Consider the following 22,518-nt stretch of genomic DNA (forward strand, 5'->3'; position numbering starts at 1 on the left):
GGTGGGGTGGCACTCCCCAACCTGACTCGCGAAGCGGCCGTCGAGCGCGCGGCGCTCATCACCGTCGACAACTACCGCATCGACCTGGACCTCACCGGCGGTTCCGGCGCACCCGGTGAGACGACGTTCCGGTCGACGACCACCGTCACGTTCGACGCCACACCCGGCGCCGACACCTACATCGACATCGCCGCCGAGCGGATTCGGACGGCGACGCTCAACGGCCGCGACATCGACGTGTCGGGCTACGACGAGTCGACCGGTATCCCTCTGGTGGGCCTGACCGAGCGCAACGAACTCGTCGTCGACGCCGACTGCCGGTACAGCAACACCGGCGAGGGTCTGCACCGCTTCGTCGACCCCGTCGACGACGAGGTGTACCTCTACTCGCAGTTCGAGACCGCCGACGCCAAACGGATGTTCGCCTGCTTCGACCAGCCCGACCTCAAGGCGACGTTCGACGTGACGGTCACCGCGCCCGCGCACTGGCAGGTGGTGTCCAACGGTGCGCTCGAGGGCAGCCGCGACGACGGCGGCGCCAAGACGCACAAGTTCGTGCAGACCCCGCGGATGAGCACCTACCTCGTCGCGCTGATCGCCGGACCCTACGCCCGCTGGGACGACCTCTACCGCGACGAGCACGGCGAGATCCCGCTCGGCCTGTTCTGCCGGAAGTCGTTGGCCGAGTTCATGGATGCCGAGCGGCTGTTCACCGAGACGAAGCAGGGCTTCGGCTTCTACCACGCCAACTTCGGGGTGCCGTACGCGTTCGGCAAGTACGACCAGCTGTTCGTCCCGGAGTTCAACGCGGGTGCGATGGAGAACGCCGGTGCGGTGACGTTCCTGGAGGACTACGTCTTCCGCAGCAAGGTCACCCGCGCCTCCTACGAACGCCGCGCCGAGACCGTGCTGCACGAGATGGCGCACATGTGGTTCGGCGATCTCGTCACCATGGCTTGGTGGGATGACCTGTGGCTCAACGAGTCCTTCGCGACGTTCGCCTCGGTGCTGTGCCAGGCCACCGCGACCGAGTACACCCAGGCGTGGACCACCTTCGCCAACGTCGAGAAGTCGTGGGCCTACCGGCAGGACCAGTTGCCGTCGACGCACCCGGTCGCCGCCGATATCCCCGATCTGCACGCGGTCGAGGTCAACTTCGACGGGATCACCTACGCCAAGGGCGCCAGCGTGCTCAAGCAGCTCGTCGCCTATGTGGGTGAGGAGTCGTTCCTGGCCGGGCTGCGGGACTATTTCCGCGACCACGCCTTCGGCAACGCGACGTTCGGCGATCTGCTCGGGGCGCTGGAGAAGTCCTCGGGCCGCGACCTGTCCGGCTGGGGCAGGCAGTGGCTCAAGACCACCGGACTCAACACGCTGCGCGCCGATTTCGACGTCGACGCCGACGGCAGGTTCACCCGCTTCGCGGTCGCGCAGAGCGGGGCGGCGCCCGGTGCGGGCGAGACCCGGGTGCATCGGCTGGCGGTCGGCGTGTACGACGACGACCCCACCACCGGCAAACTGGTCCGTGTGCACCGCGAGGAACTCGACGTCGAGGGCGACAGCACCGAAGTGCCTGCGCTGCACGGAGTTCCGCGCGGGAAGCTGGTGCTGGTCAACGACGACGACCTGACGTACTGCGCTTCGCGCCTGGATCCGGACTCACTGCAGACGGTGCTGACGCGGATCGCCGACATCGCCGAACCGCTGCCGCGCACGCTGGCCTGGTCGGCGGCGTGGGAGATGACCCGGGAGGCCGAGCTCAAGGCCCGCGACTTCGTCGCGCTGGTGATGAGCGGCGTGCACGCCGAGTCCGAAGTCGGTGTGGCACAACGCTTGCTGCTGCAGGCGCAGACCGCGCTGAACTCCTACGCCGATCCGCAGTGGGCGCGGGAGAACGGCTGGCCGGCGTTCGCCGACCGGCTGCTCGACCTGGCCCGCGAATCGGCACCCGGCTCGGACCACCAGTTGGCGTTCGTCAACGCGCTGTGCAACTCGGTGTTGTCGCGCAACCACGTCGCGGTGCTGTCGACGCTGCTGGACAACGAGCCCGCAGAGGTGAACCTGCCGGGGCTGGTGCTCGACACCGATCTGCGGTGGCGCATCGTCACGGCGCTGGCCGCCAGCGGCGACATCGACGCCGACGGGTCCGAGACGCCGTTCATCGACGCCGAGGCCCAGCGGGACCCGACGGCGGCAGGCCGGCGTCACGCCGCGGCGGCCTCGGCGGCGCGGCCGCAGGCGACGGTGAAGGAGACGGCGTGGCAGCAGGTCGTCGAGGACGACACGCTCGCCAACATCACGACACGGGCGATCGTCGGCGGCATCGTGCAGCCGGGGCAGGGTGCGCTGCTGGCGCCGTATACCGAGAAGTACTTCGCCGCGATCTCCGGGGTGTGGGAGCGCCGGTCCAGCGAGGTCGCGCAGACCGTGGTCGTCGGGCTGTACCCGTCGTGGGACATCAGCGACGACGGCCTGGCCGCCGCGGACCGTTTCCTGGCCGGTGACGTGCCGCCCGCCCTGCGTCGCCTGGTGCTCGAAGGCCGCGCCGGGGTCGAGCGGTCCCTGCGCGCCCGGCGGTTCGACGCGAGCTGACACTCCACCTTCCGCGAGCCGGGGCACCCCCCTGCGCACGCTCGCGTACTGGTCAGGTTTCGTGCTCCTGCAGCAGCGCTGCCCGGATCTCGACGTAACGCCCCAGGAAGCGGCGTTCGTCGAGGCGTTTGCGGCGCATCCAGCCGGTGACCTCGTCGTTGCACTTGCTGGTGTTGCACGATGCGCACGCGGGCACCACGTTCTCGAGCGTGTACCGTCCGCCGCGCGAGATCGCCATGACGCAGTCACGCTGCATGGGTCCGTCGTTGGCGCCGCAATAGGCGCAGCCGTCCCACGCGGCCTTGATCGCCGCCCACTGCGCCGCGGTCAGATCGTTGTCCGCGCGCGCCACACGCAGTCGGCGCCTGCGCGCCGCGCGGGCTCTACGGGTTCGGTTGACGGCCACCGCATGAGAATGCCGCGCGAGCATGCGCGAACTGCTGCACAGCACCCGGCGTGTCGTCTGCAGACACGCACGCTCGCGAAAAGGTCGCGGAGACTAGCGGGGTGAGACGCCCGCCGAGAGCACCCGGACGCCGCTGATGATCCCGTCGAGGAGGTTGCCCTCCTTGATCGACGCGGCCGCCGCCGAAACCCCCAACGGTGCGGCGGTCTCGATGCCGCGGCCCTTGACGTCGACGCCGTAGACGACCTCGATCGCGTGCTGGTCCGGCGAAACCGCCAGCAGCACCGCGTTGTTCGGGGTAGGCACCTGCGAGAGGATCTCCCGCGCCGTGGCCGCGGTGTCCGCGCCGAGATCGCCGATGTAGACCGCGAACCGGGCCTTGGCCGCCCGCGATCCGTACTTCAGCGCATCGTCGAGGACGACGAGATCCTTGGTCGCGAACGGGTAGTCCACCGACAGCCTGCCGGGCTCGGTGACCCCGGACACACGTCCGCTCGAGGTCAGCGCCCAGCCGTGCGGCAGTTCACGTTCGACCGCTGCGCGGTGACCGGTGACCTGAACTTCACCACTTGCCACTTGCGCCGCCTCCAATCGTCACGGGGTTCGAATGATGCTCACCGACGTTGCCGCCGTGTGCGGCGGTGTCGGCCTGGACGCTGTGGCCGGTCGCGTGCGCCTGATGCGACGGCTCCTCGGCAGCCCAGAGGATCGGCGCGTGGCGCCACGGTTCGGAGACTTTGTAGCTCGCGGGGTGCGGACCCTTGCCACGCAGCGTCAGGAGGGCCAGGACCGCGGCGACTCCCAACGGCACGAGCACGAGGACGAGTATCACGGAGGTGGTCACGGTTTCAAACCGTATCCCACGGGCCTCTCAGGCCGCGCCCTCACCCAGGTATCGCACCCACGCCGGGTCGAGTTCCTTGACCGTCGACAGCAGCCGCCAGTGCTGTCCCTTCGGCGGCAGCGGAGCCGCCCGCAGCGTCCACCCGAGTTCGGTGAGCAGATGGTCGGCCTTGCGGTGGTTACACGGCGCACACGCGGCGACGCAGTTCTCCCACGAATGGTCGCCGCCGCGGCTGCGCGGCACCACGTGGTCGACGGTGTCGGCCTTGGCGCCGCAGTACGCGCAGCGGAACCGGTCGCGGTGCATCAGCGCCGCCCGGGTCATCGGGACGCGGGCCCGGTACGGGACCCGGACGAAGGTGCGCAACCGGATGACAGTCGGCACGCAGATGCTGCGGGTCGCCGAATGGATGACCGGGCCGGCCGGATCCTCGTGCACGACGTCGGCCTTACCGCACATCAGCATGACCACCGCGCGTCGCAGCGGCAGCGCGGTCAGGGGTTCGTAGGTCGAGTTCAGCAGCAGGACGCGGCGACGACCCCACAGCGAGGCCTCGTGGGAGGGTGCCGGCGGCTCGACACCGTGCAGGACGCGGGCGCTCGCCGCGGGGCCCGAGGGGCCTGCCGCGGCCGCACGCTTTTGGCCAGCCGGTCTCGACAGGCTTCTCTTGCGTTGCGCCATACGTCCTCCGAGGAGACAGTCCACCATGGATCGGCGGTGACCGCACGGCAATTCGGTACGAGTCCGCAGGTCAGTCCGGTGAACATCCGGTGACACCACCGCGGATGCCGGGCCTGGCGCACCGGCAGGCCACAATGGAACCGTGACGCAACCAGCGCGGTCGTTCTACGACGAAGTCGGTGGCCACGAGACCTTCCGTGCGATCACGGCGCGGTTCTACGAGCTGGTTCGCGAGGACGAGATCCTGCGCCCGCTCTACCCGGAGGACGAACTCGAGGCGGCCGAGGTGCGGCTGCGCATGTTCCTCGAGCAGTACTGGGGCGGTCCGCGCACGTACTCCGACCAGCGGGGACACCCGCGGCTGCGGATGCGTCACGCACCGTTCCGGATCGGCTACATCGAACGCGACGCCTGGCTGCGGTGTATGCACACCGCGGTCGCCGACATCGACTCCGCGACGCTCGACGACGAGCACCGCAGGGAGTTGCTGGCGTATCTGGAGATGGCCGCCCAGTCGATGGTCAACTCGCCGTTCTGAGCGTCGGCGGCAACAATGGGATGCGATGACTGACCCCGGCCCCTGGTGGGCGAACGCGGTGTTCTACCAGGTCTATCCCAGGTCCTTCCGGGACAGCGACGGCGACGGCGTCGGTGACCTCGACGGCGTCACCGCAGGACTCGACCACATCGCCGAACTCGGCGTCGACGCGCTGTGGCTCAACCCCGTCACCGTCTCCCCCATGGCCGACCACGGCTACGACGTCGCCGACCCCCGCGACGTCGACCCGATGTTCGGCGGTATTGAAGCCCTCGACCGGCTGATCGCCGCCGCCCACCGGCGCGGCATCCGCGTGACGATGGACCTGGTACCCAACCACACCAGTTCGGCGCACCCGTGGTTCGCCGAGGCGCTCGCCGCGGAGCCGGGCAGCCCCCAGCGGGCGCGCTACCACTTCCGCGACGGCACCGGCCCCGACGGCGGCGCTCCGCCCAACAACTGGGTGTCCGTCTTCGGCGGTCCGGCGTGGACCCGCATCACCGAACCCGACGGCAGGCCCGGGCAGTGGTACCTGCACCTGTTCGATCCGAAGCAACCCGATCTGAACTGGGAGAACCCCGAGGTCTTCGCCGATCTGGAGAAGACGTTGCGGTTCTGGCTGGACCGCGGGGTCGACGGGTTCCGCATCGATGTGGCGCACGGGATGTCGAAACCGCCCGACCTGCCCGACATGGCGATCGCCGAGAACCGGATGCTCGCCGACATGGGCGACGACCCGCGGTTCGACCACGAGGGCGTGCACGACATCCACCGCAGCATCCGCGCGGTGCTCGACGACTACCCCGGATCGGTGGCCGTCGGCGAGGTGTGGGTGTACGACAACGTCGCGTTCGCCGCCTACCTGCGTCCCGACGAGCTGCACCTCGGGTTCAACTTCCGGTTGGTCCGTGCGGAGTTCGACGCGGTGCAGATCCGTGACGCGATCGAGAACTCGCTGGCCGCGGTCGCGCTCGAGAGCGCCACCCCGACGTGGACGCTGTCCAACCACGACGTCGAACGCGAGGTGACCCGCTACGGCGGCGGTCCGCTGGGACTGGCGCGGGCCCGCGGCATGGCCCTGGTGATGCTGGCGCTGCCCGGCGTGGTGTTCGTCTACAACGGCGAGGAGCTGGGCCTGCCCAACGTCGACCTGCCCGACGAGGTGCTGCAGGACCCGGTGTGGGAACGCTCCGGGCGCATCGAACGCGGCCGCGACGGCTGCCGGGTCCCGCTGCCGTGGCGCGGTGACACCCCACCGTTCGGGTTCTCGACGAGCGCCGACACCTGGCTGCCGATCCCCGCGGACTGGGCGCCGCTGACCGTCGAACGCCAGCGCGCCGACCCCGATTCGACGTTGCACTTCTTCCGGCGGGTGCTGCGGCTGCGCCGGGACCTGCCGGCCGTCGGGGCGGGTCCGCTCGAGGACCTGTCCGCCGACGACGGGGTGCTGACGTTCCGCAGCGGCGGTGCGGTGACGTGTGTGCTCAACGCGAGCGATCGGCCCGTCGAACTACCCGCCGGTGAGGTGTTGATCAGCAGCGCCGAACTGAGTGACGGACGGCTGCCCGCCGACGCGGCCGCCTGGCTCGCTTAGCGCAACACCACGGCCGGGTCGCCGAGCCGCCGCAGCACCGAACCGAACCGGGCGTCGACGCGCAGCCAGGTGGGCGATACGCGGATCCGCACGATCTCGTCGGCGGCCAGCGCCGCGCTGTCCTGCGGCAGGAAACCCATCGCGGTCAACGCGAACACGCAACGCATCGGCACCCCGACGCTGTCACCGCCGCCACTGACTGCGATCACCTCCTGATCCAGCAGCGAGGTCGGCGGACCATGCGCGCCGCTGTGCTGCCGCGCCAGCGCGCCACCGCGGGCGGCCAGATCGAGCATCACCCGGGCAGGAACATCGTCGAGATGGACGAACCCGGTGTCCGGCGGGACCGCACCCCGCCATGACGAATCCATCGGGTAGCCGGTGTCGACGAACCCGGATGCGTCCGCGCGCCCCAGCCCCGCCGCGAGCGCGTCGGCACCCGCACACAGATCCCTCGGACGCACCCGCCCGTCCACCACCCGGCAGGCGAGGACGTCCAGACCCGTTGCCGCATAGGCGACGACGTGACCGCCGTCGCGCTCTTTCAGCCGCACCACCGCGGCGTCGTCGAGGCGCAGAACGCGTTCGGCGAACGTGGCGAGGTCGGCGCGGTGGCCGGCATCGGTCATCCAGAGGCCGCGCTCGGGACCGCTCATCGCAGATAGCGTTTGAGGTATGCGCTCTGCTCAGCGGTGAGCCGTTCGAGGCGCTGCTCTTCGATGTGCACGGCCGCCAGCTGCGTCTCGGCGATCACCGCCGGTTTGGAGTCCGCGGGCGCACCCACCGAGCGCACCTCGTAGCCGACCGTGAAGTCCACCGCCCGAACGCGTTTGGACCACATGGTCACCTGCAGCGGCGAATCGATCAGGCGCAACTGGCCCTTGTAGGTGATGTGGACGTCGGCGATCAAGAGACCGATCTCGGTGATACGGCTCTCGAACGGCTCCCGCAGGAACGGGATCCGCGCCTCCTCGAGGATGGTGACCATCGTGGCGTGGTTGATGTGCTGGTACATGTCGATGTCGGACCACCGAACGTGCACCGGCGCCACAAAACCTACTGTCACCCGGAAGACCCCGTTCCACTCGATCGTGTCATGCTTCGGATCTGACGGGCCGCCACCGACAGCGTGGCCAGGTCGCGTTCACCGTCCTCGTAGATCTCGGTCAGCGTGCGCCGTGCGCGCGCTGACCGCGACCCGTTGGTCATCTCCCACTCCGCGATCTTCTCCTCGCCGCTCTCGTCGGGTTCCCCGACGGCGAGCACGTCGAAGCACAGCGACCGCAGCGAGCTGTAGATGTCGTCGCGAATCGCCAACCGCGCCAACGAATGCCAGCGGTCCCCGCGGGGCAGCTGCGACACCGCGGTGAGCAGGCTGTCGGTGTTGAGGTGGTCCATCAGCGCGAAGTACGTGTCGGCGACCTCCGCGGGATCGCGGTCGTCGATGTCGGCGATGTCGATGATGTCGAGGAGGCTGAACTGGTACAGCCCGGTCGCCACGGTGTACGCCAACTCTTCCGATGCGCCGTGTGAGCAGAATTCGCCGGCCTCCTTGGCCACGATCGCCTGGTCGTCGCCGCGCAGCCACTCCGACATCCGCGGGGTCAGCGCGGCCACCTTGTCGGCGAACCGGTTGATCTCCGCGCCGACGGCCAGCGGCTGCGGCCGGTGGTTGAGCAGCCAGCGCGCCGCGCGGTCGACGAGCCGACGCAGGTCGAGGGTCATCCGGTCGCTCACCGCGACGGGCAGATCGGTCGCCCGGATCTGCCGCCACACGTCACCCACCCGGAAGATCGCGTTGACCGCGACGAAGCTGCGGACCGCGTCGATGGGCCCCACCCCGGCGTCCTCGGTGATCCGGTAGGCGTAGGTGATGCCGCTGGTGTCGACGACGTCGTTGACGAGCATCGTGGTGACGATCTCGCGGCGCAGCTGATGCGAGCGGGTGTCGGCGGCGAACCGGTCGCGTAGCGTCGACGGGAAGTACCGCGGCAGCCGGGATGCGAACACCTCCTGATCGGGCAGTTCGCTGTCGAGCAGGTCGGCCTTCAGCGCGAGTTTGACGTGCGCCATCAGCGTCGCCAATTCCGGTGAGGTGAGCGCCAATCCGGCATCGAGGCGGCGGCGGATCTCCTTGCGGCTGGGCAGCGCCTCGAGTTCGCGGTTGAGCCCGCGCTGTTCGACGAAGTGGTCGATCATGCGGGCGTGCACGGGCAGCAGGCTGGCCGCGTTGGCGCGGCTGGTGCCCATCAGGTCGTTCTGGTCGCGGTTGTCCGAGAGCACCAGTTCGCCGACCTCGTCGGTCATCGACAACAGCAGGTCGGTGCGCTCCTCGGTACTGACTTTGCCCGCCGTGACCAGCGAATCGATGAGGATCTTGATGTTCACCTCGTGGTCGGAGCAATCCACCCCGGCGGAGTTGTCCAGCGCGTCGGTGTTGATCCGGCCGCCGGCCAGGTCGAACTCGATGCGTCCGCGGGAGGTGACGCCGAGGTTGCCGCCCTCCCCGATCACCTTGGCGCGCACCTGATTCGCGTTGACCCGCACGGGGTCGTTGGCGCGGTCGCCGACCTCGGCGTCGGATTCGGTCTCGGCCTTGACGTAGGTGCCGATACCGCCGTTCCACAGCAGGTCGACCGGTGCCTCGAGGATCGCCTTGATCAGGACGGGCGGCGTCACCTCCTCGACGCTGTCGTCGAGGCCGAGCGCGTCGCGCATCTGCGGGGTGACCGCGATCGACTTGTGCTCACGGCTGAAAACGCCGCCGCCCTCGCTGATGAGGTCGCGGTCGTAGTCCTCCCAGCTGGACCGGGGCAGGTCGAACAGGCGCTTGCGCTCCTCCCAGGACCGCGCGGCGTCCGGGTCGGGGTCGATGAAGATGTGCCGGTGGTCGAAGGCGGCCACCAGGCGGATGTGCTCGGACAGCAACATCCCGTTGCCGAAGACGTCACCGCTCATGTCGCCGATTCCGACGACGGTGAAGTCCTCGGCCTGGGTGTCGACGCCCATCTCGCGGAAGTGGCGTTTGACCGACTCCCACGCGCCCTTGGCGGTGATGCCCATCGCCTTGTGGTCGTAGCCGACCGAACCGCCCGAGGCGAATGCGTCGCCCAGCCAGAAGCCGTAGGACTTGGCGACCTCGTTGGCGATGTCGGAGAACGTCGCGGTGCCCTTGTCGGCGGCGACCACGAGGTAGGCGTCGTCGCCGTCGCGGCGGACCACGTCCGGTGGCGGCACCACCTCACCGCTGGCCTTGTCGACGTTGTCGGTGACGTCGAGCAGACCGCTGATGAACAGCTTGTAGCAGGCCACCCCTTCGGCGCGCTGCGCGTCGCGGTCGGCGGCCGCGTCCCCCGTCGGCACGGGGGGCTGCTTGACGACGAAGCCGCCCTTGGCGCCGACCGGCACGATCACGGCGTTCTTGACCGCCTGCGCCTTGACCAGACCCAGGATCTCGGTGCGGAAGTCCTCCCGGCGGTCCGACCACCGCAGACCGCCGCGGGCCACGAAGCCGAACCGCAGGTGCACACCCTCGACACGGGGCGAGTACACGAAGATCTCGAACTTCGGTCGCGGCAGCGGCAATTCGTCGACCATCCCGGGGTCGAGTTTGATCGCCAGCACGTCGCGGGCCCGCGCCGACTCCGCCCGCCGCACGAAGTGGTTGGTGCGCAACGTGGCCTGGATCATCGACGCGAAGGCGCGCAGCACGCGGTCGGTGTCCAGGCTCGTCAGCTCGTCGATGTCGGCGGCGACGGCCGCGGCGGCGGCCTGGGCGTCGCGTTCCTTGGCGCCCTCGGTGGGGTCGAACAGCGCCTCGAACAGGTCGACCAGCGACCGCGCGGTGTGCGGGTTGTCGTTGACCACCGATTCGATGTGGGACTGGCTGTAGGGGAACCCCGCCTGCCGGAGGTATTTCGCGTACGCGCGCAGCACCATCACCTGTTGCCAGGTCAGCCCGGCGCGCAGCACCAGTTCGTTGAACCGGTCGACCTCCATGCGGCCGTGCCAGATCGCGGTGACCGCGTCGGCGAATCTGGCCGCGGCCTCGTCGCGTTCGGCGTCGCCGCCGGGTGCGGGCATGGTGCGGTGCGGCTGGATCTTGAACTGGTAGATCCACACGTCGAGCCCGTCGGCGCGGGTCACCGTGAACGGCCGCTCCTCGAGCACCACCACACCCATCGACTGCAGCATCGGCAGCAGCCGGCTCAGCGACGCGGACCGGCCGCCCAGGTACCAGGTCAGCTGGCCGACCCGGTCGTCACCGCCCGCGGCGTAGACGAGTTTGACCGAATCGTCTTCCAGCGCCTCGATGATCGCGATGTCACCGATCGCGTCGACCGGTGTGATCGTCTGCTTGTAGTCCTCGGGGAACGCGCCCGCGTAGTGTTCGGCCACCTCCTGGGACAGACCGCCCGACGGCACCGCGTCGAGCAGCCGGTCCCCCCACGTGCGGGCGGCCTCGGTGAGCTGACGCTGGATGCGTTCCTCGTGCTCGGCGGAGACGTCGACGTCGCCGGGGCGCGTGCCCTTCGGCAGTCGGACAGTGAAATGCACGACCGCCCATGGTGATTCGCTAACGCGGGCGGAGTAGTCGATGTCCTCGCCGCCGAGCTCGCGGACCAGGATGTCCTGCATCGCGAGCCGGACCGCGGTGGTGTAGCGATCACGCGGCAGGTACACCAGGCACGCGACGAAGTGCGCGAGGTTGTCGGCGCGCAGGAACAGCAGGGTGCGCCGCCGCGACCCGAGGTCGATGACCGCCATCGCCATGTCGAGCAGTTCGTCGGCCTGCAGCGCGAACAGTTCGGGGCGCGGGATGGTCTGGATGATGTCGAGCAGCAACTGCGCTGGGTGGCTGGGATCGCGCCGCGCGATGGCCAACGCCTCGTTGACCCGGCGCTCGATCAGCGGGATGTGCAGCACGTTGGCGTTCATCGCGGCGACGGTGAACAGCCCGACGAAGCGGTGTTCGACGGCGTCGTAGCCCTCCCCGCCGGCACCCTCCTCGCGGATGACCACGATGTAGGGGTTGGCGCCGTAGCGCACGTAGCTGGGGATCGTGGCCTGTGCCAGTGTCAAGAGCTCACCCGGCTGGGTCAGCGGCGCGAGCACGTCCTTGCGCAACCGCAGCACCCCGAGCCGGCTGTCGTCGTCGACGGTCGACTCGGTCGTGCTGACCGGGCACCGCTGGCAGCCGATCAGCACGAAGTGCCCCTCGGCGAGCCAGCGCGCCAGGGCGGCGACGTCCTTGCGTTCCGGTGCGTCGAAGTGGCCGCCCGCATCGGCCTCGATGTCGTCGGCCAACGACTGCAGTGCGGCCACCATCGCGCTGCTGTCCAGGCCGACCTGGCGGGCGTCGGCGATGATGCGGGGGAGCATCCGCTCGGCGGTCTGCACGGCCGACCGGTCGGCGGCCTCGGACAACTCGATGTGGATCCACGCCTCGTCGACGCCCGCGCCGTCGGATTCCGCGGCCGGGCGGGCCTCGAGCAGCTCACCGTCGGGTCCGCGGCGGACCCGCAGCACCGGGTTCATGATCGCCCGGTAGCCGACCCCGAGCCGGTGCAGCAGCACCGTCACCGAATCGATCAGCGTCGGCGCGTGGTCGGTGACCACCTGCAGTGCGGGGCCGACGGGTTCGTCGGAACCGTCGAGGCCGTACACGGCGACCAACGTCTCGCCGGCCTGCCGGCGCTGGGCGAGCCGGTGATGAGCGCGGACCAGGTCTGAGGACTCCAACATGCCGGTCGGATCCGCCGGACCCGTCGTCGCGTCTCCCGCGCCCGACTCGCCCTGCTGCGGCCCGCGATACGTCTCGACATAAGCCCCGGCCAGCTTCTTCATGGCCAGTTCGTCGAGCGTGTCCGTCGATGGGTTGCGCATGCCGTCGGCGCCGGTTCCCGTCATGCGGATCACTCCTGACTCACACCCGCGCACCGGCCGTCGTTGGACGGTGCACGAGCGAGACTAGTCGCGAGTCAACCGGCGGTGGGTGACCCGGTGCGGACGGGCGGCGTCGGCGCCGAGCCGTTGCACCTTGTTCTCCTCGTAGGCCCCGAAGTTGCCCTCGAACCAGAACCACTTGGCCTCGTTGTCGGAGTCGCCCTCCCACGCCAGGATGTGGGTACAGGTGCGGTCCAGGAACCACCGGTCGTGGGAGATCACCACCGCACAGCCCGGGAAGCTCTCGAGTGCGTTCTCGAGCGAACTCAGCGTCTCCACATCGAGGTCGTTGGTGGGCTCGTCGAGCAGGATCAGGTTGCCGCCCTCTTTGAGGGTGAGCGCGAGGTTGAGCCGGTTGCGCTCACCACCGGAGAGCACCCCGGCCGGTTTCTGCTGATCCGGGCCCTTGAACCCGAACGCCGAAACGTATGCGCGCGAAGGGATTTCGTTCTGCCCGACCTCGATGTAGTCGAGCCCGTCCGAAACCACCTCCCACACGTTCTTCTTCGGGTCGATACCGGCGCGGTTCTGGTCGACGTAGCTGAGCTTGACCGTGTCGCCGACCTTGACGGTGCCGCTGTCGGGCTGTTCGAGCCCGACGATCGTCTTGAACAGCGTCGTCTTACCGACACCGTTGGGGCCGATCACGCCGACGATGCCGTTACGGGGCAGCGTGAAGGACAGGTCCTTGATCAGGGTGCGACCTTCGAAACCCTTGTCGAGGTGCTCGACCTCGACCACGACGTTGCCCAGCCGCGGCGGGGTCGGGATCTGGATCTCCTCGAAGTCGAGCTTGCGTGACTTCTCGGCCTCGGCGGCCATCTCCTCGTAGCGTCCGAGACGCGCCTTGTTCTTGGCCTGACGGGCCTTGGCTCCGGACCGCACCCAGGCGAGTTCCTCCTGCAGGCGCTTGTGCAGTTTGGCGTCCTTGCGCCCCTGCACCGCGATGCGCTCGGCCTTCTTCTCCAGATAGGTGGAGTAGTTGCCCTCGTAGGGGTAGGCGCGGCCGCGGTCGAGTTCGAGGATCCACTCGGCGACGTTGTCGAGGAAGTACCGATCGTGGGTGACGGCGAGGATCGCACCCTTGTAGGCGGCGAGATGCTGTTCGAGCCACAGCACGCTCTCGGCGTCGAGGTGGTTGGTGGGCTCGTCGAGCAGCAGCAGATCGGGCTTGCTCAGCAGCAGCTTGCACAGTGCGACGCGGCGGCGTTCGCCACCGGAGAGATGGGTGACGGGCTCGTCGGGCGGCGGGCAGCGCAGTGCGTCCATCGCCTGCTCGAGCTGGCTGTCGATGTCCCACGCGTCGGCGGCGTCGAGCTCTTCCTGCAGGGCGCCCATCTCTTCCATCAGCTCGTCGGAGTAGTCGGTCGCCATGAGCTCGGCGACCTCGTTGTACCGGTTGAGCTTGGCCTTGATCGCGACGCCGTCCTCGACGTTCTCGCGGACGGTCTTGGTCTCGTCGAGGTGCGGTTCCTGCATGAGGATGCCGACGCTGGCCCCGGGCGCCAGGTAGGCGTCGCCGTTGTTCGGGGTGTCCAGGCCGGCCATGATCCGCAAGACGCTCGACTTACCGGCCCCGTTCGGGCCGACGACGCCGATCTTCGCGCCAGGAAGGAAGTTCAGGTTGACGTCGTCAAGGATGACCTTGTCGCCGTGCGCCTTGCGGACCTTGCGCATCGTGTAGATGAATTCGGCCATGCCGTGGTGTTGCCTTTCCTAAAGCGTGGTCAACGTCTGTTGCCGCGGGCCCCATCCTAGGCGTGGCCGGATGCGGCTAAGCGCTCAGTGGCAGCGCCTCGGGGTCCGCGGTGTCCCCCAGCTCATCGGAGGGGACGTCGGTGTCGGCGTCCGCATCCGTCTCTGCGGCCTCCGGCGCGTCGGCGGCGCCGGGGGCCCCGGTCTGGCGCAGCGTCTCGATCCGCGCCACGCACCGGTTCAGATCCGGGCCGACCGCGGTCGCGCGCACCTCCACCGAGGAGCGCCGCACGCCTTCACGGTCGTCGTATTCGCTGGTGTACACCTGTCCAACAACGATGACGGCGTCACCCTTCCCGAGCGAGGCGCCGACCCCGGTGACCAGTTTGCCCCAGCAGCTGACGCTGACGAACAGCGAGTTGCCCGGCTCCCAGCCCCCGTCGGGGGTGCGGCGCCGCGAATTGCTCGCCATCCGGAACCGGATCACCTCCTGATCGCCGACACGCTGCCGGAACGGGTTGGTGACGATGTTGCCGACGACGGTGATGGGGGTCTCGAACATGGTGTGCCTCGTTTCCTGTCAGATCCGCACCGGCGGGAATCTCGCCGGCACCCCCATTGACCTCGCGGCCACTGACAGCGGGCACCGCCCGGCGGCGCACACCGGGTGGGTTGTGGAGAAAGTCGGCGCTGTGGATGACGCCGGTCAGGAGCCGTCGCGCCGGGACAGTTCGGCCAGCATCGCGTTGTAGGCGGCCAGGTCGGCGTCGTGGTCGCGTTCGGCGGCGCGGTCGAGACGTTTGGCGTCGCGGTCGTCGCTGCGGCGCCACTGGATGAGCAGCGCGAGCAGCACCAGCACCAGCGGGATCTCCCCCGCCGCCCACGCGATGCTGCCGCCGAGTTTCTGGTCGGCGAGCAGATCGGTGTGCCAGTCCAGGTGCAGCGACCGGTAGAAGCCCTCGGCCAGCACCGAGTTCATGCCCATCAGCACCACGCCGAAGAACGCGTGCAGCGGCAGCGAGGCGAACACGATCGCGAGCTTGCCGAGCTGCGGGATGCGCCGCGGGGTCGGGTCGACACCGATCACCACCCAGTAGAAGAGGTAGCCGCTGAGCAGGAAGTGGACGTTCATGGCCACGTGCGCGGCGTGGTTGTCCGCCGCCGCCTCGAAGATGCCGCCGAAGTACAACCCGTAGAAGCCGGCGACGAACAGCGCGAGCGCGATGACCGGGTGGGTGAGGAACCGCGACACCCGCGAGTGCAGGGCCGCCAGCAGCCACTCGCGCGGGCCCGGCGGCCGGCCTTTACCGGCGGGCGGCAGCGCGCGCAGCGCCATCGTCACCGGCGCGCCGAGCACCAGCAGGATCGGCACCAGCATCGACAGCAGCATGTGCGCGACCATGTGCACGCTGAACATCGCGGGCATGTACCGGCCGAGCCCCGAGGACGTGGTGATCAGCAGTGTCGCGCAACCCAGCAGCCATGCGGCCGTGCGACCGACCGGCCAGGCGTCGCCGCGGCGGCGCAACCGCCACAGACCCGCGAGGTACACCAGCGCCAGCACGATGGCCGCGGTGCCGAGGATCAGGTCGAACCGCCAGTCGAACAGGATGCGGGACACCGTCGGCGGACCGGCCAGGTCGTAGCCGATCTCGACCTCCACCGGGCTGGGTTGGCTGGCCGGCGGCGGTGGTGGGGTGCGCCCGAGGCCGACCGCGATCCCGAACGTCACGCCGAACAGCAGCGCCTCGAGCAGCGCCAGCCGCACCAGCGGTCCGCGCGCACCCGGGTCGGCCTGCAGGCCCGCCACCCCCTTGCGGCGCTGCAGGTAGCCCAGCACGCCGAGCAGCGTCAGCGCCACCGCCTTGGCCGCCACCAGCGCGCCGTATTCGGTGCGGAACAGGTCGGCGGGCGACATCCGCACCAGCGCGTTGATCACCCCGCTGAGCGCCATCGCGACGAAACACCACAGCGCGACCGCCGAGAACCGGCGGGCTGCGACGTCGCCGTGCGCGCCGCCGCGCAGCGCATGCACCAGCAGCATGAGCAGGCCGCCCGCCCACAGCGCCCCCGCGACGAGGTGGATGAGCAGGCTGTTGGTGGCCAGATCGTGCGCACCGCCCGACGAGGAGTGCCCGGTCAGCCCGAGCGGCATCAGGGTGAGCAGCGAGCCGGCGAACAGCACCGGCGTCCACGCCCAGCGCAGCACCGGCAGCGCGGCGAGCGTGACGACCGCGGCCAGCAGCGCCGTCCACCGCCACGCCCCCGCGACGTCGACCAGGCCGGCGACCGACCAGATCTCCATCGGGTTGAGGTGATCGCGCAGCGGTTGGCCGGAGACGTCGGAGACGGTCAGCGGGACGAGCAGGACCGCACACACCGTCCACACCGCCGACGCCGCCGTCCCCAGCCGCAGCGCGCGGTAGCCGGAGACATCGAGCACGCCGTTGGGTTGCGGCGGCACGAGGAACGCGGCGAACAGGAAGGCGCCGACGGCGGTCACCGCGGCGATCTCGCCCGCCGCGCGCACGAACGGCAGCCCGTAGGTGGTGACGGGGCCGGGGTTCGGCAGCCCGGTGGCGGTCAGCGCGTCGGCGAGCGACAGCGCTCCGATGGCGGCGGCGGTCAGGCCGGCCAGCGCGGCGACGCCCACCAGTACGGGCCATACCGCACTGGTGCGTGCCTTCGCCTCGACCGTGCTCATGTTCCCAGGGTATGGCGTGTTCGCCGTCACCCCGGTGGCCGGTTCACCCGGCCGTCGTACGCCTGCGCGCCGCCTCGCGTTCCAGGAACTGTTCCCGGGCGAACCGATCGACCTGGCCCATGTCGGCGAGGATGTCGCCGAGTTCCTCGCAGAACGCCCGGCGCCGTGCCTCGAGGTCGGGACCGGGTTCGAGCAGCTGCTGGTCGGCGGCCACCTGCCGGGCCGTCGCGAACAGCAGCGCCGACACCGACTCGTTGCTGCGCACCCGGTCCTGCGCCACGTATTGGCGGCCCAGACCCATCGCGCGCTGGATGAGGTCCTTCTCCTCGATGTCGGCGGGCGCATCGCGCAGGGCACTGGCCAGGATCTCGTACGCCTCGAAGAACGGCCGCAGCATCGCCCCTGCCATCAGCGGCCGCTTCGCGCGCAGCAGCGTCAGGATCTGCTCACCGCCCGCAGCGACATGGGACTCCCAGTCCGCGTGCCACGACATCTCCTCGGCGATGTGGTCGCGGAACGCCGCCGAGTCGGCGAAGTAGAAGTCGAACTTCAGCAGGTCGCGCAGCCGCGCCGCCTGCGTCCAGAACGCCTCGAGCGGATCGCCGTCCGTGCGGGCGGCGTGGGCCAGCGCCAGCTCCACGATCGACGTCTCGAGATACGCGTGGATGAGGGTGTTGCGGTAGAACGCGGCCTCGTGTTCGTCTTCGGCGGCGATGTACCAGACGGGTTGGCGCCCGCTGTCGACCTTCGTGACGGGGTGACCGTTGGACAGCGCGTCGACCGCGGCCTGCACCCCCTCGGGGGTGCGCAGCCGAAGCGCACTGTTGGTCAGCGGGATGTCCTTGCGCATCAGATAGTCCAGCCCGTCCTGCAGGGTGTGGTGCAGTTGGGCCAGGGTGAGCGCGACGCCGCGGGTGGTGAGCAGCAGCCCGGACACCAGCGCGGTCGCGTTGATCGGGGTCGCCTGCAGGATGCGCCAGGCCACCTCGAACGCCATCTTCTGCATCGCCAGGCGTTTGGCGTCCTCGTCGGTGGTCATGGGACCGCCCGGCTCGCCCAGGTACTGGCGCATGGACACCGCTTCGGGGAAGCGCACGTAGATCTTGCCGTAGCTACGCTCCCCCTGGGCCTTGATGTAGTTGTACAGCCAGCTGACGCCCTCGGGGGTCTTCTCGCCGCCACGGGCGTAGTCGGCGTACTCCGAGATCTCGTGCAGCTGGTCGAAACTGATCGACACCGGCTGCAGCAGGATGTCGTCACTGCGGCCTGCGAGGTACGCGTCGGCGACGTAGGCGAGCAGACCGAGCTTGGGCGGCAACATCTTTCCGGTACGAGACCGGGTGCCCTCGATCGACCAGCTGAGGTTGAACCGCTTCTCGACGACGTAGCCGACGTACTCCTTGAGCACGTACTTGTAGACCGGGTCGCCTGCGACGTTGCGGCGGATGAAGATCACACCCGAACGCCGCAGCAGCGGTCCCATGAACCCGAACGACAGGTTGATACCCGCGAACATGTGCACCGGGGGCAGCCGGTTCTCCTGCATCGCGACGGGGACGACGCCGCCGTCGAGATAGGAGCGGTGGGAGAACAGCAGCACCGCGGGGTGGTTCTCCAGATCGCGGCGGAGCCGGGCGATCTCGGTCTGGTCGTAGTCGATGTTGGGGTCGAAACCGCGTTTGACGATGAGCCGGCTGAGGTTCGGGATCAGGTCGACCGACACCCGGCTCCATCCGGTGGCCAACTCGTCGAGCATCGCGCCGGCCTGGTCGACCGTCGCGCCGGGGATCTTCTCCAGACCCGCGCGGAACCTGCTGGAGGACAGGATCTCCGGCTTCACGAGCCGAGGTGACTTGTACTCCGGTCCGAGCAGCCGGTACTCGACGCGTTCGATGGACAGCACGGCGCGGCGGTGGACGAAATGGGCGAAGTCGCGCGGATTCTCGGCGACGGTGTTCTCGTTCCACTGCTGGCGCAGTTCGGAGACCTTGGCCGGTTCACCGGCGATCACCCGCGCCCTGGTCGGGTCGCGTTTGAGGATGCGCCGCTGCAGCACCTCGGGTGGGCGGTAGGTGTCGCGGCCGGAGATGAGCGCGACGACCTTGGACCGGGTCGGCAGGCCCGCGGGCACCCAGAACACGCGCACGGGCACCACCGTGCGGTCCTCGTCAGCTTCGAGTTCCTCGACCAGTTGGGCCAGCACGCTCGCCGACGGCTCACCGTCGACGGGCAGTTGCAGCACCGCGACGTTGACGTCGGGGTTGTCGCGGCGCTGGGAGGCCAGCCACTCGTCGAGCAACTCCACCTCGGCGGGCGAGGACGCCGCGGCGAGCACCAACGCGTCGTCGGTGGTGGTGAAGCTGGCGTAGTAGTCGTCGGGCAGCTTCACTGTCGGCCTTTCCCCCCGTCTTGTGTTTGCGGCAGTACTTTTTCAGCACGCTTCTTGGCGGGTGCCTTTTTGGCAGGCTTCTTCTTCGCCGGCTTCTCGGCGACCTTGCGCGGCTCCGCCGTCTCACCGGGCGAGCGCTTGTACAGGGCGGGTACCGGCAACCTGCCCTGCGGCCACGCCTTGAGCGTGTCGAGGTAGATCTGCCGGACTTCGGCGATGCGGTGCGGCAGATCCTCCAGTGTCCAGTCGTCGGTGCTGATGGGCGGGTACACCGCGACGTCGACGGTGCCCGGGTTGAACGTGCTCGAGTCGCGGGCGGCGACGACCTCGGCGTTGCGGATGACGATGGGCACGATCGGGATCCCGGCCGACATAGCGATGCGGAACGGACCCTTCTTGAACTCCCCCACCTCGGTGGTGTCGAGACGGGTGCCCTCGGGGGCGATGAGGATCGAGATCCCCTTGCTGGTGAGCTCTTCGACCTTGCGCAGGCTCTCGACGGCGGCCTTGGAGTCGTCCCGGTCGACGAACGCGGCGTCGAGCACCTTGCCGATGGTGCCGATCAGCGGATCGTTCTCGAGTTCCTTCTTGGCGACCGTGGTGAAGTCGGTCTCGACCAGCCTGCCCGCGATGAGCGGGTCGGCCTGGTTGCGGTGGTTGAAGATGAACACCGCGGGCCGCTCGGCGGTCAGGTTCTCCCGGCCGAGCACGTTGAGGTTGATGCCCGCGGTGGCCAGCAGCAGCCGGCTCCACGTCGAGGTGAAGAAGTTGACCCCGGTGCGCCGGTTCTGGGTGAGCAGGCCGAGACCGACCGCACTGGCGGCGACCGGCACCACCGACCCGATGGCGGCCACAGTCCGCAACTGCGACAACGGATTACTGCCGCTGCGGCTGGTGAACCGCAGCACCGGCCAACCGCGTTTGGCGGCGACGGCGGCGAGCTTGCCCGCAGGGTTGGTGGGTCGCGGATTGCCGACGAGGTACATCAGCGCGACGTCCTCGTCCCCGTCGGCGTAGAAGTAGCTCTTGGAAAGGTCGACGTTGTTGCGCGTCGCGAACGCCTGCACCGCATGGGCCTTACCCGGACCCCACAGGATCGGACGGACCACTTCGCCGGTGAGGCAGCCGTCCTCGTCGGTCTCGAATTTGTTGCTCAGCACGTTGTCGATGCCGAGGAACCGTGCGACCGGTTCGACCTGCACCGTCAGCGCCGACGAGCTCAGCACGACGGTGTGGCCGCGGGCCTGGTGCGCACGCACCAGTTCACGCATCTCGGGGTAGATGCGGTCGCGCACGTGTTGGAGGAACAGGCGTTCGGAGAGTTCGTCGATGTCGCTGAGCGAGCTGCCGCGCAGCATGCGCGCACCCTTGCCGATGAGGTCCTCGAACTCCGAGCGGCCGAGCTGGTGGTTGAGCCCGGCCTGCACCATGCCGATGAATTCACCGACGCTCATCTGCCTGCGGCGCAACCGGTCTCGGGTCATGATGACGCCGGTGAAGCCGGCCACCAGGGTGCCGTCGAGATCGAAGAACGCGCCCACCTGCGGCCCCGACGGTGCGGCGAGGATCTCCGCGACCGAACCCGGCAGCCGCATGGCGCGTCGCTCGGTGTACTGACCGTCGTCGGGACTCATTGTGGCGCACTCCCATTCGGTGAGGAGGTATCGGCTTCGCGGCTGAAGGTCGCCGGACTGGACCGGCCGGGGCCACCGACGGCGAGGACCTCGTCGAACCCGGCGAGGAGGCATTCGGCGAACAAATCGGGGTCGGTGATCGACGCGCGGTCGTAGCGGGCGGTGACGGTGCAGTAACCGGACCGCGACACCAGGACCACCATCATCGCGACCCCGGGCAGCGGCCCGATTCCGTACTGGCGCAAGATCTTCGCGCCCGCGATGTAGGTGTCGCCCGCGTAGACGGGCACGTTGCTGGCCTGGACGTCGGAATTGACCACCGAGCCGGCCATCACCTCGAGCACCGAATCGGGCAGCAGGCTCGCGACGGGGGCGATGGCGCCGATCATGTCGAGCGCGCGCTCCTCGCGTTTGCGCGTCATCTGCGCGCGCACCTTCGCGATGCGCTCGCGGGGGTCCTCGACGCCGATCGGCGCGGCCAGGTTGACGCCGACGAACCGGTTGCCGCCCGCGGGATCGGCGTCGGAGCGCAGGCTGACCGGGACGGCCATCGGCAGCGTCGCGACGGGTAGCCCGAAGGCTTCGTGGTAGCGCCGCAGCGCCCCGCACAGACCGGCCAGGTAGGCGTCGTTGATGGAGCCGCCCACGGCCTTGGCGGCCTTGTGCAGATCGCCGAGCGACATGTAGATCGCTTCGCTGCGGGTCGACAGGCTGCGCCGACGCAGCAGCGGCGACGGTTCGGCGACCGACCCGACCACACGGGCGCCGGAGCGGGCGTAGTCGACGACGCCGCCGACCGAGGAGACCGGATCGCGCACGACCTTCGCGGCCGCGCTGGCGGCGTTGCCCAGCGCGCCGCGGACACCGCCGAGGATCGAGAACGGCAGCCGGTTGAGGCCTTGGCGCATCAGGTCGTTCGGCGAGAGGTCCTGCGGAATCGGCAGCGGTGGAACGTCGCTCGGCGGCGGATCGCGTTCGAGGTCGTAGACGCTCGCGAACATCTCGACCCCGCCGACACCGTCGGTGACGGCGTGGCTGAAGTGCAGCATGGTCGCGGCGCGTCCGCCCTCGAGCCCCTCGACCAGCGTCGCGGTCCACAGTGGACGGGAGATGTCCAACGGTGACTGCAGGGCGATCTCGGCGAGGTCGATCAACTGGCGCATGCTGCCGGGCTCGGGGATACGGACCCGGCGGACGTGGAAGTCGAGGTTGAAGTCGGGGTCGACGACCCAGCGCGGCGCGGCGGTCGGCAGCGTCGGCGTCACGACCTTCTGCCGCAGCCGCAGCACCTTGCGGGAGGCGTGTTCGAAACGGGTCCGTAACCGGTCCCAATCCGGGGTGGTGTCGAGGATCTCGATCGTCAGGATGCCCGAACGGGTGCGCGGGTTGGCCTCACCGCGGTGCAGGATCTGGTCGAACGGGCTCAGTTCCTCCGGCAACCCCGCGGCATCCAATTCGGGCACGTCGCTTGTTGCCACCCCTGTGTCCTCCCGTC

At 69.3% G+C, this 22,518-nt stretch carries 16 protein-coding genes; 3 read left to right on the forward strand and 13 right to left on the reverse strand.

The features are described from left to right. Nucleotides 1–6 precede the first annotated feature (6 nt). Complete coding sequence (gene pepN, locus AU194_RS26410) at nucleotides 7–2,592, forward strand: aminopeptidase N (protein ID WP_059092233.1); 2,586 nt, start codon at nucleotides 7–9, stop codon at nucleotides 2,590–2,592. Between the two features lie 52 nt (nucleotides 2,593–2,644). Here the strand turns inward: pepN and AU194_RS26415 are convergent, their stop codons facing one another. From AU194_RS26415 to AU194_RS26430, 4 genes are all read right to left on the reverse strand, one after another. After that, the gene (locus AU194_RS26415; RefSeq protein WP_059092234.1) at nucleotides 2,645–3,022 is read right to left on the reverse strand and encodes an HNH endonuclease; all 378 of its coding nucleotides are present in this window, start codon (nucleotides 3,020–3,022) and stop codon (nucleotides 2,645–2,647) included. Between the two features lie 69 nt (nucleotides 3,023–3,091). Continuing rightward, the gene (locus tag AU194_RS26420) at nucleotides 3,092–3,574 is read right to left on the reverse strand and encodes a DUF5130 domain-containing protein (RefSeq protein WP_059092235.1); all 483 of its coding nucleotides are present in this window, start codon (nucleotides 3,572–3,574) and stop codon (nucleotides 3,092–3,094) included. Beyond that, entirely contained in the window at nucleotides 3,561–3,830 is a 270-nt protein-coding gene (locus tag AU194_RS26425; protein WP_059092274.1) for a hypothetical protein, read from the reverse strand. The genes AU194_RS26420 and AU194_RS26425 overlap by 14 nt, the downstream gene beginning before the upstream one ends. A gap of 39 nt (nucleotides 3,831–3,869) precedes the next feature. After that, complete coding sequence (locus AU194_RS26430; RefSeq protein ID WP_059092236.1) at nucleotides 3,870–4,523, reverse strand: HNH endonuclease; 654 nt, start codon at nucleotides 4,521–4,523, stop codon at nucleotides 3,870–3,872. A 142-nt stretch (nucleotides 4,524–4,665) separates the two neighbouring features. Here AU194_RS26430 and AU194_RS26435 point away from each other — a divergent pair, with 142 nt between their 5' ends. Together AU194_RS26435 and AU194_RS26440 are read left to right on the forward strand one after the other, a co-directional pair. Then, the gene (locus tag AU194_RS26435; RefSeq protein ID WP_059092237.1) at nucleotides 4,666–5,061 is read left to right on the forward strand and encodes a globin; all 396 of its coding nucleotides are present in this window, start codon (nucleotides 4,666–4,668) and stop codon (nucleotides 5,059–5,061) included. Nucleotides 5,062–5,086: 25 nt separating this feature from the next. After that, nucleotides 5,087–6,655, forward strand: a complete 1,569-nt coding sequence (locus AU194_RS26440; RefSeq protein WP_059092238.1) for a glycoside hydrolase family 13 protein — start codon at nucleotides 5,087–5,089, stop codon at nucleotides 6,653–6,655. Here AU194_RS26440 and AU194_RS26445 read toward each other — a convergent pair. The 9 genes from AU194_RS26445 to AU194_RS26485 form a co-directional block, all read right to left on the reverse strand. Continuing rightward, on the reverse strand, nucleotides 6,652–7,311 hold the full coding sequence (locus AU194_RS26445; RefSeq protein ID WP_059092239.1) for a hypothetical protein: 660 nt from the start codon (nucleotides 7,309–7,311) through the stop codon (nucleotides 6,652–6,654). The genes AU194_RS26440 and AU194_RS26445 overlap by 4 nt on opposite strands. Further along, nucleotides 7,308–7,721, reverse strand: coding sequence for a thioesterase family protein (locus tag AU194_RS26450; protein ID WP_059092240.1), 414 nt, complete (start codon nucleotides 7,719–7,721; stop codon nucleotides 7,308–7,310). Before AU194_RS26450 ends, AU194_RS26445 begins: the two co-directional genes overlap by 4 nt. After that, entirely contained in the window at nucleotides 7,718–12,565 is a 4,848-nt protein-coding gene (locus tag AU194_RS26455) for an NAD-glutamate dehydrogenase (protein ID WP_059092275.1), read from the reverse strand. Before AU194_RS26455 ends, AU194_RS26450 begins: the two co-directional genes overlap by 4 nt. Before the next feature lie 60 nt (nucleotides 12,566–12,625). After that, a complete protein-coding gene (gene ettA, locus AU194_RS26460) occupies nucleotides 12,626–14,299 on the reverse strand; it encodes an energy-dependent translational throttle protein EttA (RefSeq protein ID WP_059092241.1) in 1,674 nt (557 codons plus the stop codon). A gap of 76 nt (nucleotides 14,300–14,375) precedes the next feature. After that, entirely contained in the window at nucleotides 14,376–14,858 is a 483-nt protein-coding gene (locus tag AU194_RS26465) for a single-stranded DNA-binding protein (protein ID WP_059092242.1), read from the reverse strand. A 144-nt stretch (nucleotides 14,859–15,002) separates the two neighbouring features. Further along, nucleotides 15,003–17,000, reverse strand: a complete 1,998-nt coding sequence (locus AU194_RS26470; protein WP_059092243.1) for a cytochrome c oxidase assembly protein — start codon at nucleotides 16,998–17,000, stop codon at nucleotides 15,003–15,005. A 43-nt stretch (nucleotides 17,001–17,043) separates the two neighbouring features. Next, nucleotides 17,044–19,389, reverse strand: coding sequence for a glycerol-3-phosphate 1-O-acyltransferase (locus AU194_RS26475; protein ID WP_059092244.1), 2,346 nt, complete (start codon nucleotides 19,387–19,389; stop codon nucleotides 17,044–17,046). Beyond that, nucleotides 19,386–21,023 (reverse strand): HAD-IB family hydrolase/lysophospholipid acyltransferase family protein, encoded by a 1,638-nt coding sequence (locus AU194_RS26480; RefSeq protein WP_059092245.1) that lies wholly within the window; start codon nucleotides 21,021–21,023, stop codon nucleotides 19,386–19,388. The genes AU194_RS26475 and AU194_RS26480 overlap by 4 nt, the downstream gene beginning before the upstream one ends. Next, nucleotides 21,020–22,501: a wax ester/triacylglycerol synthase family O-acyltransferase gene (locus tag AU194_RS26485; protein ID WP_059092246.1), complete on the reverse strand. Its 1,482-nt coding sequence runs from the start codon at nucleotides 22,499–22,501 to the stop codon at nucleotides 21,020–21,022. The genes AU194_RS26480 and AU194_RS26485 overlap by 4 nt, the downstream gene beginning before the upstream one ends. Between the last annotated feature and the right edge of the window lie 17 nt (nucleotides 22,502–22,518).

This window comes from Mycobacterium sp. GA-2829, from assembly GCF_001499965.1.
In the GTDB taxonomy this organism is placed as follows: Bacteria; Actinomycetota; Actinomycetes; order Mycobacteriales; family Mycobacteriaceae; genus Mycobacterium.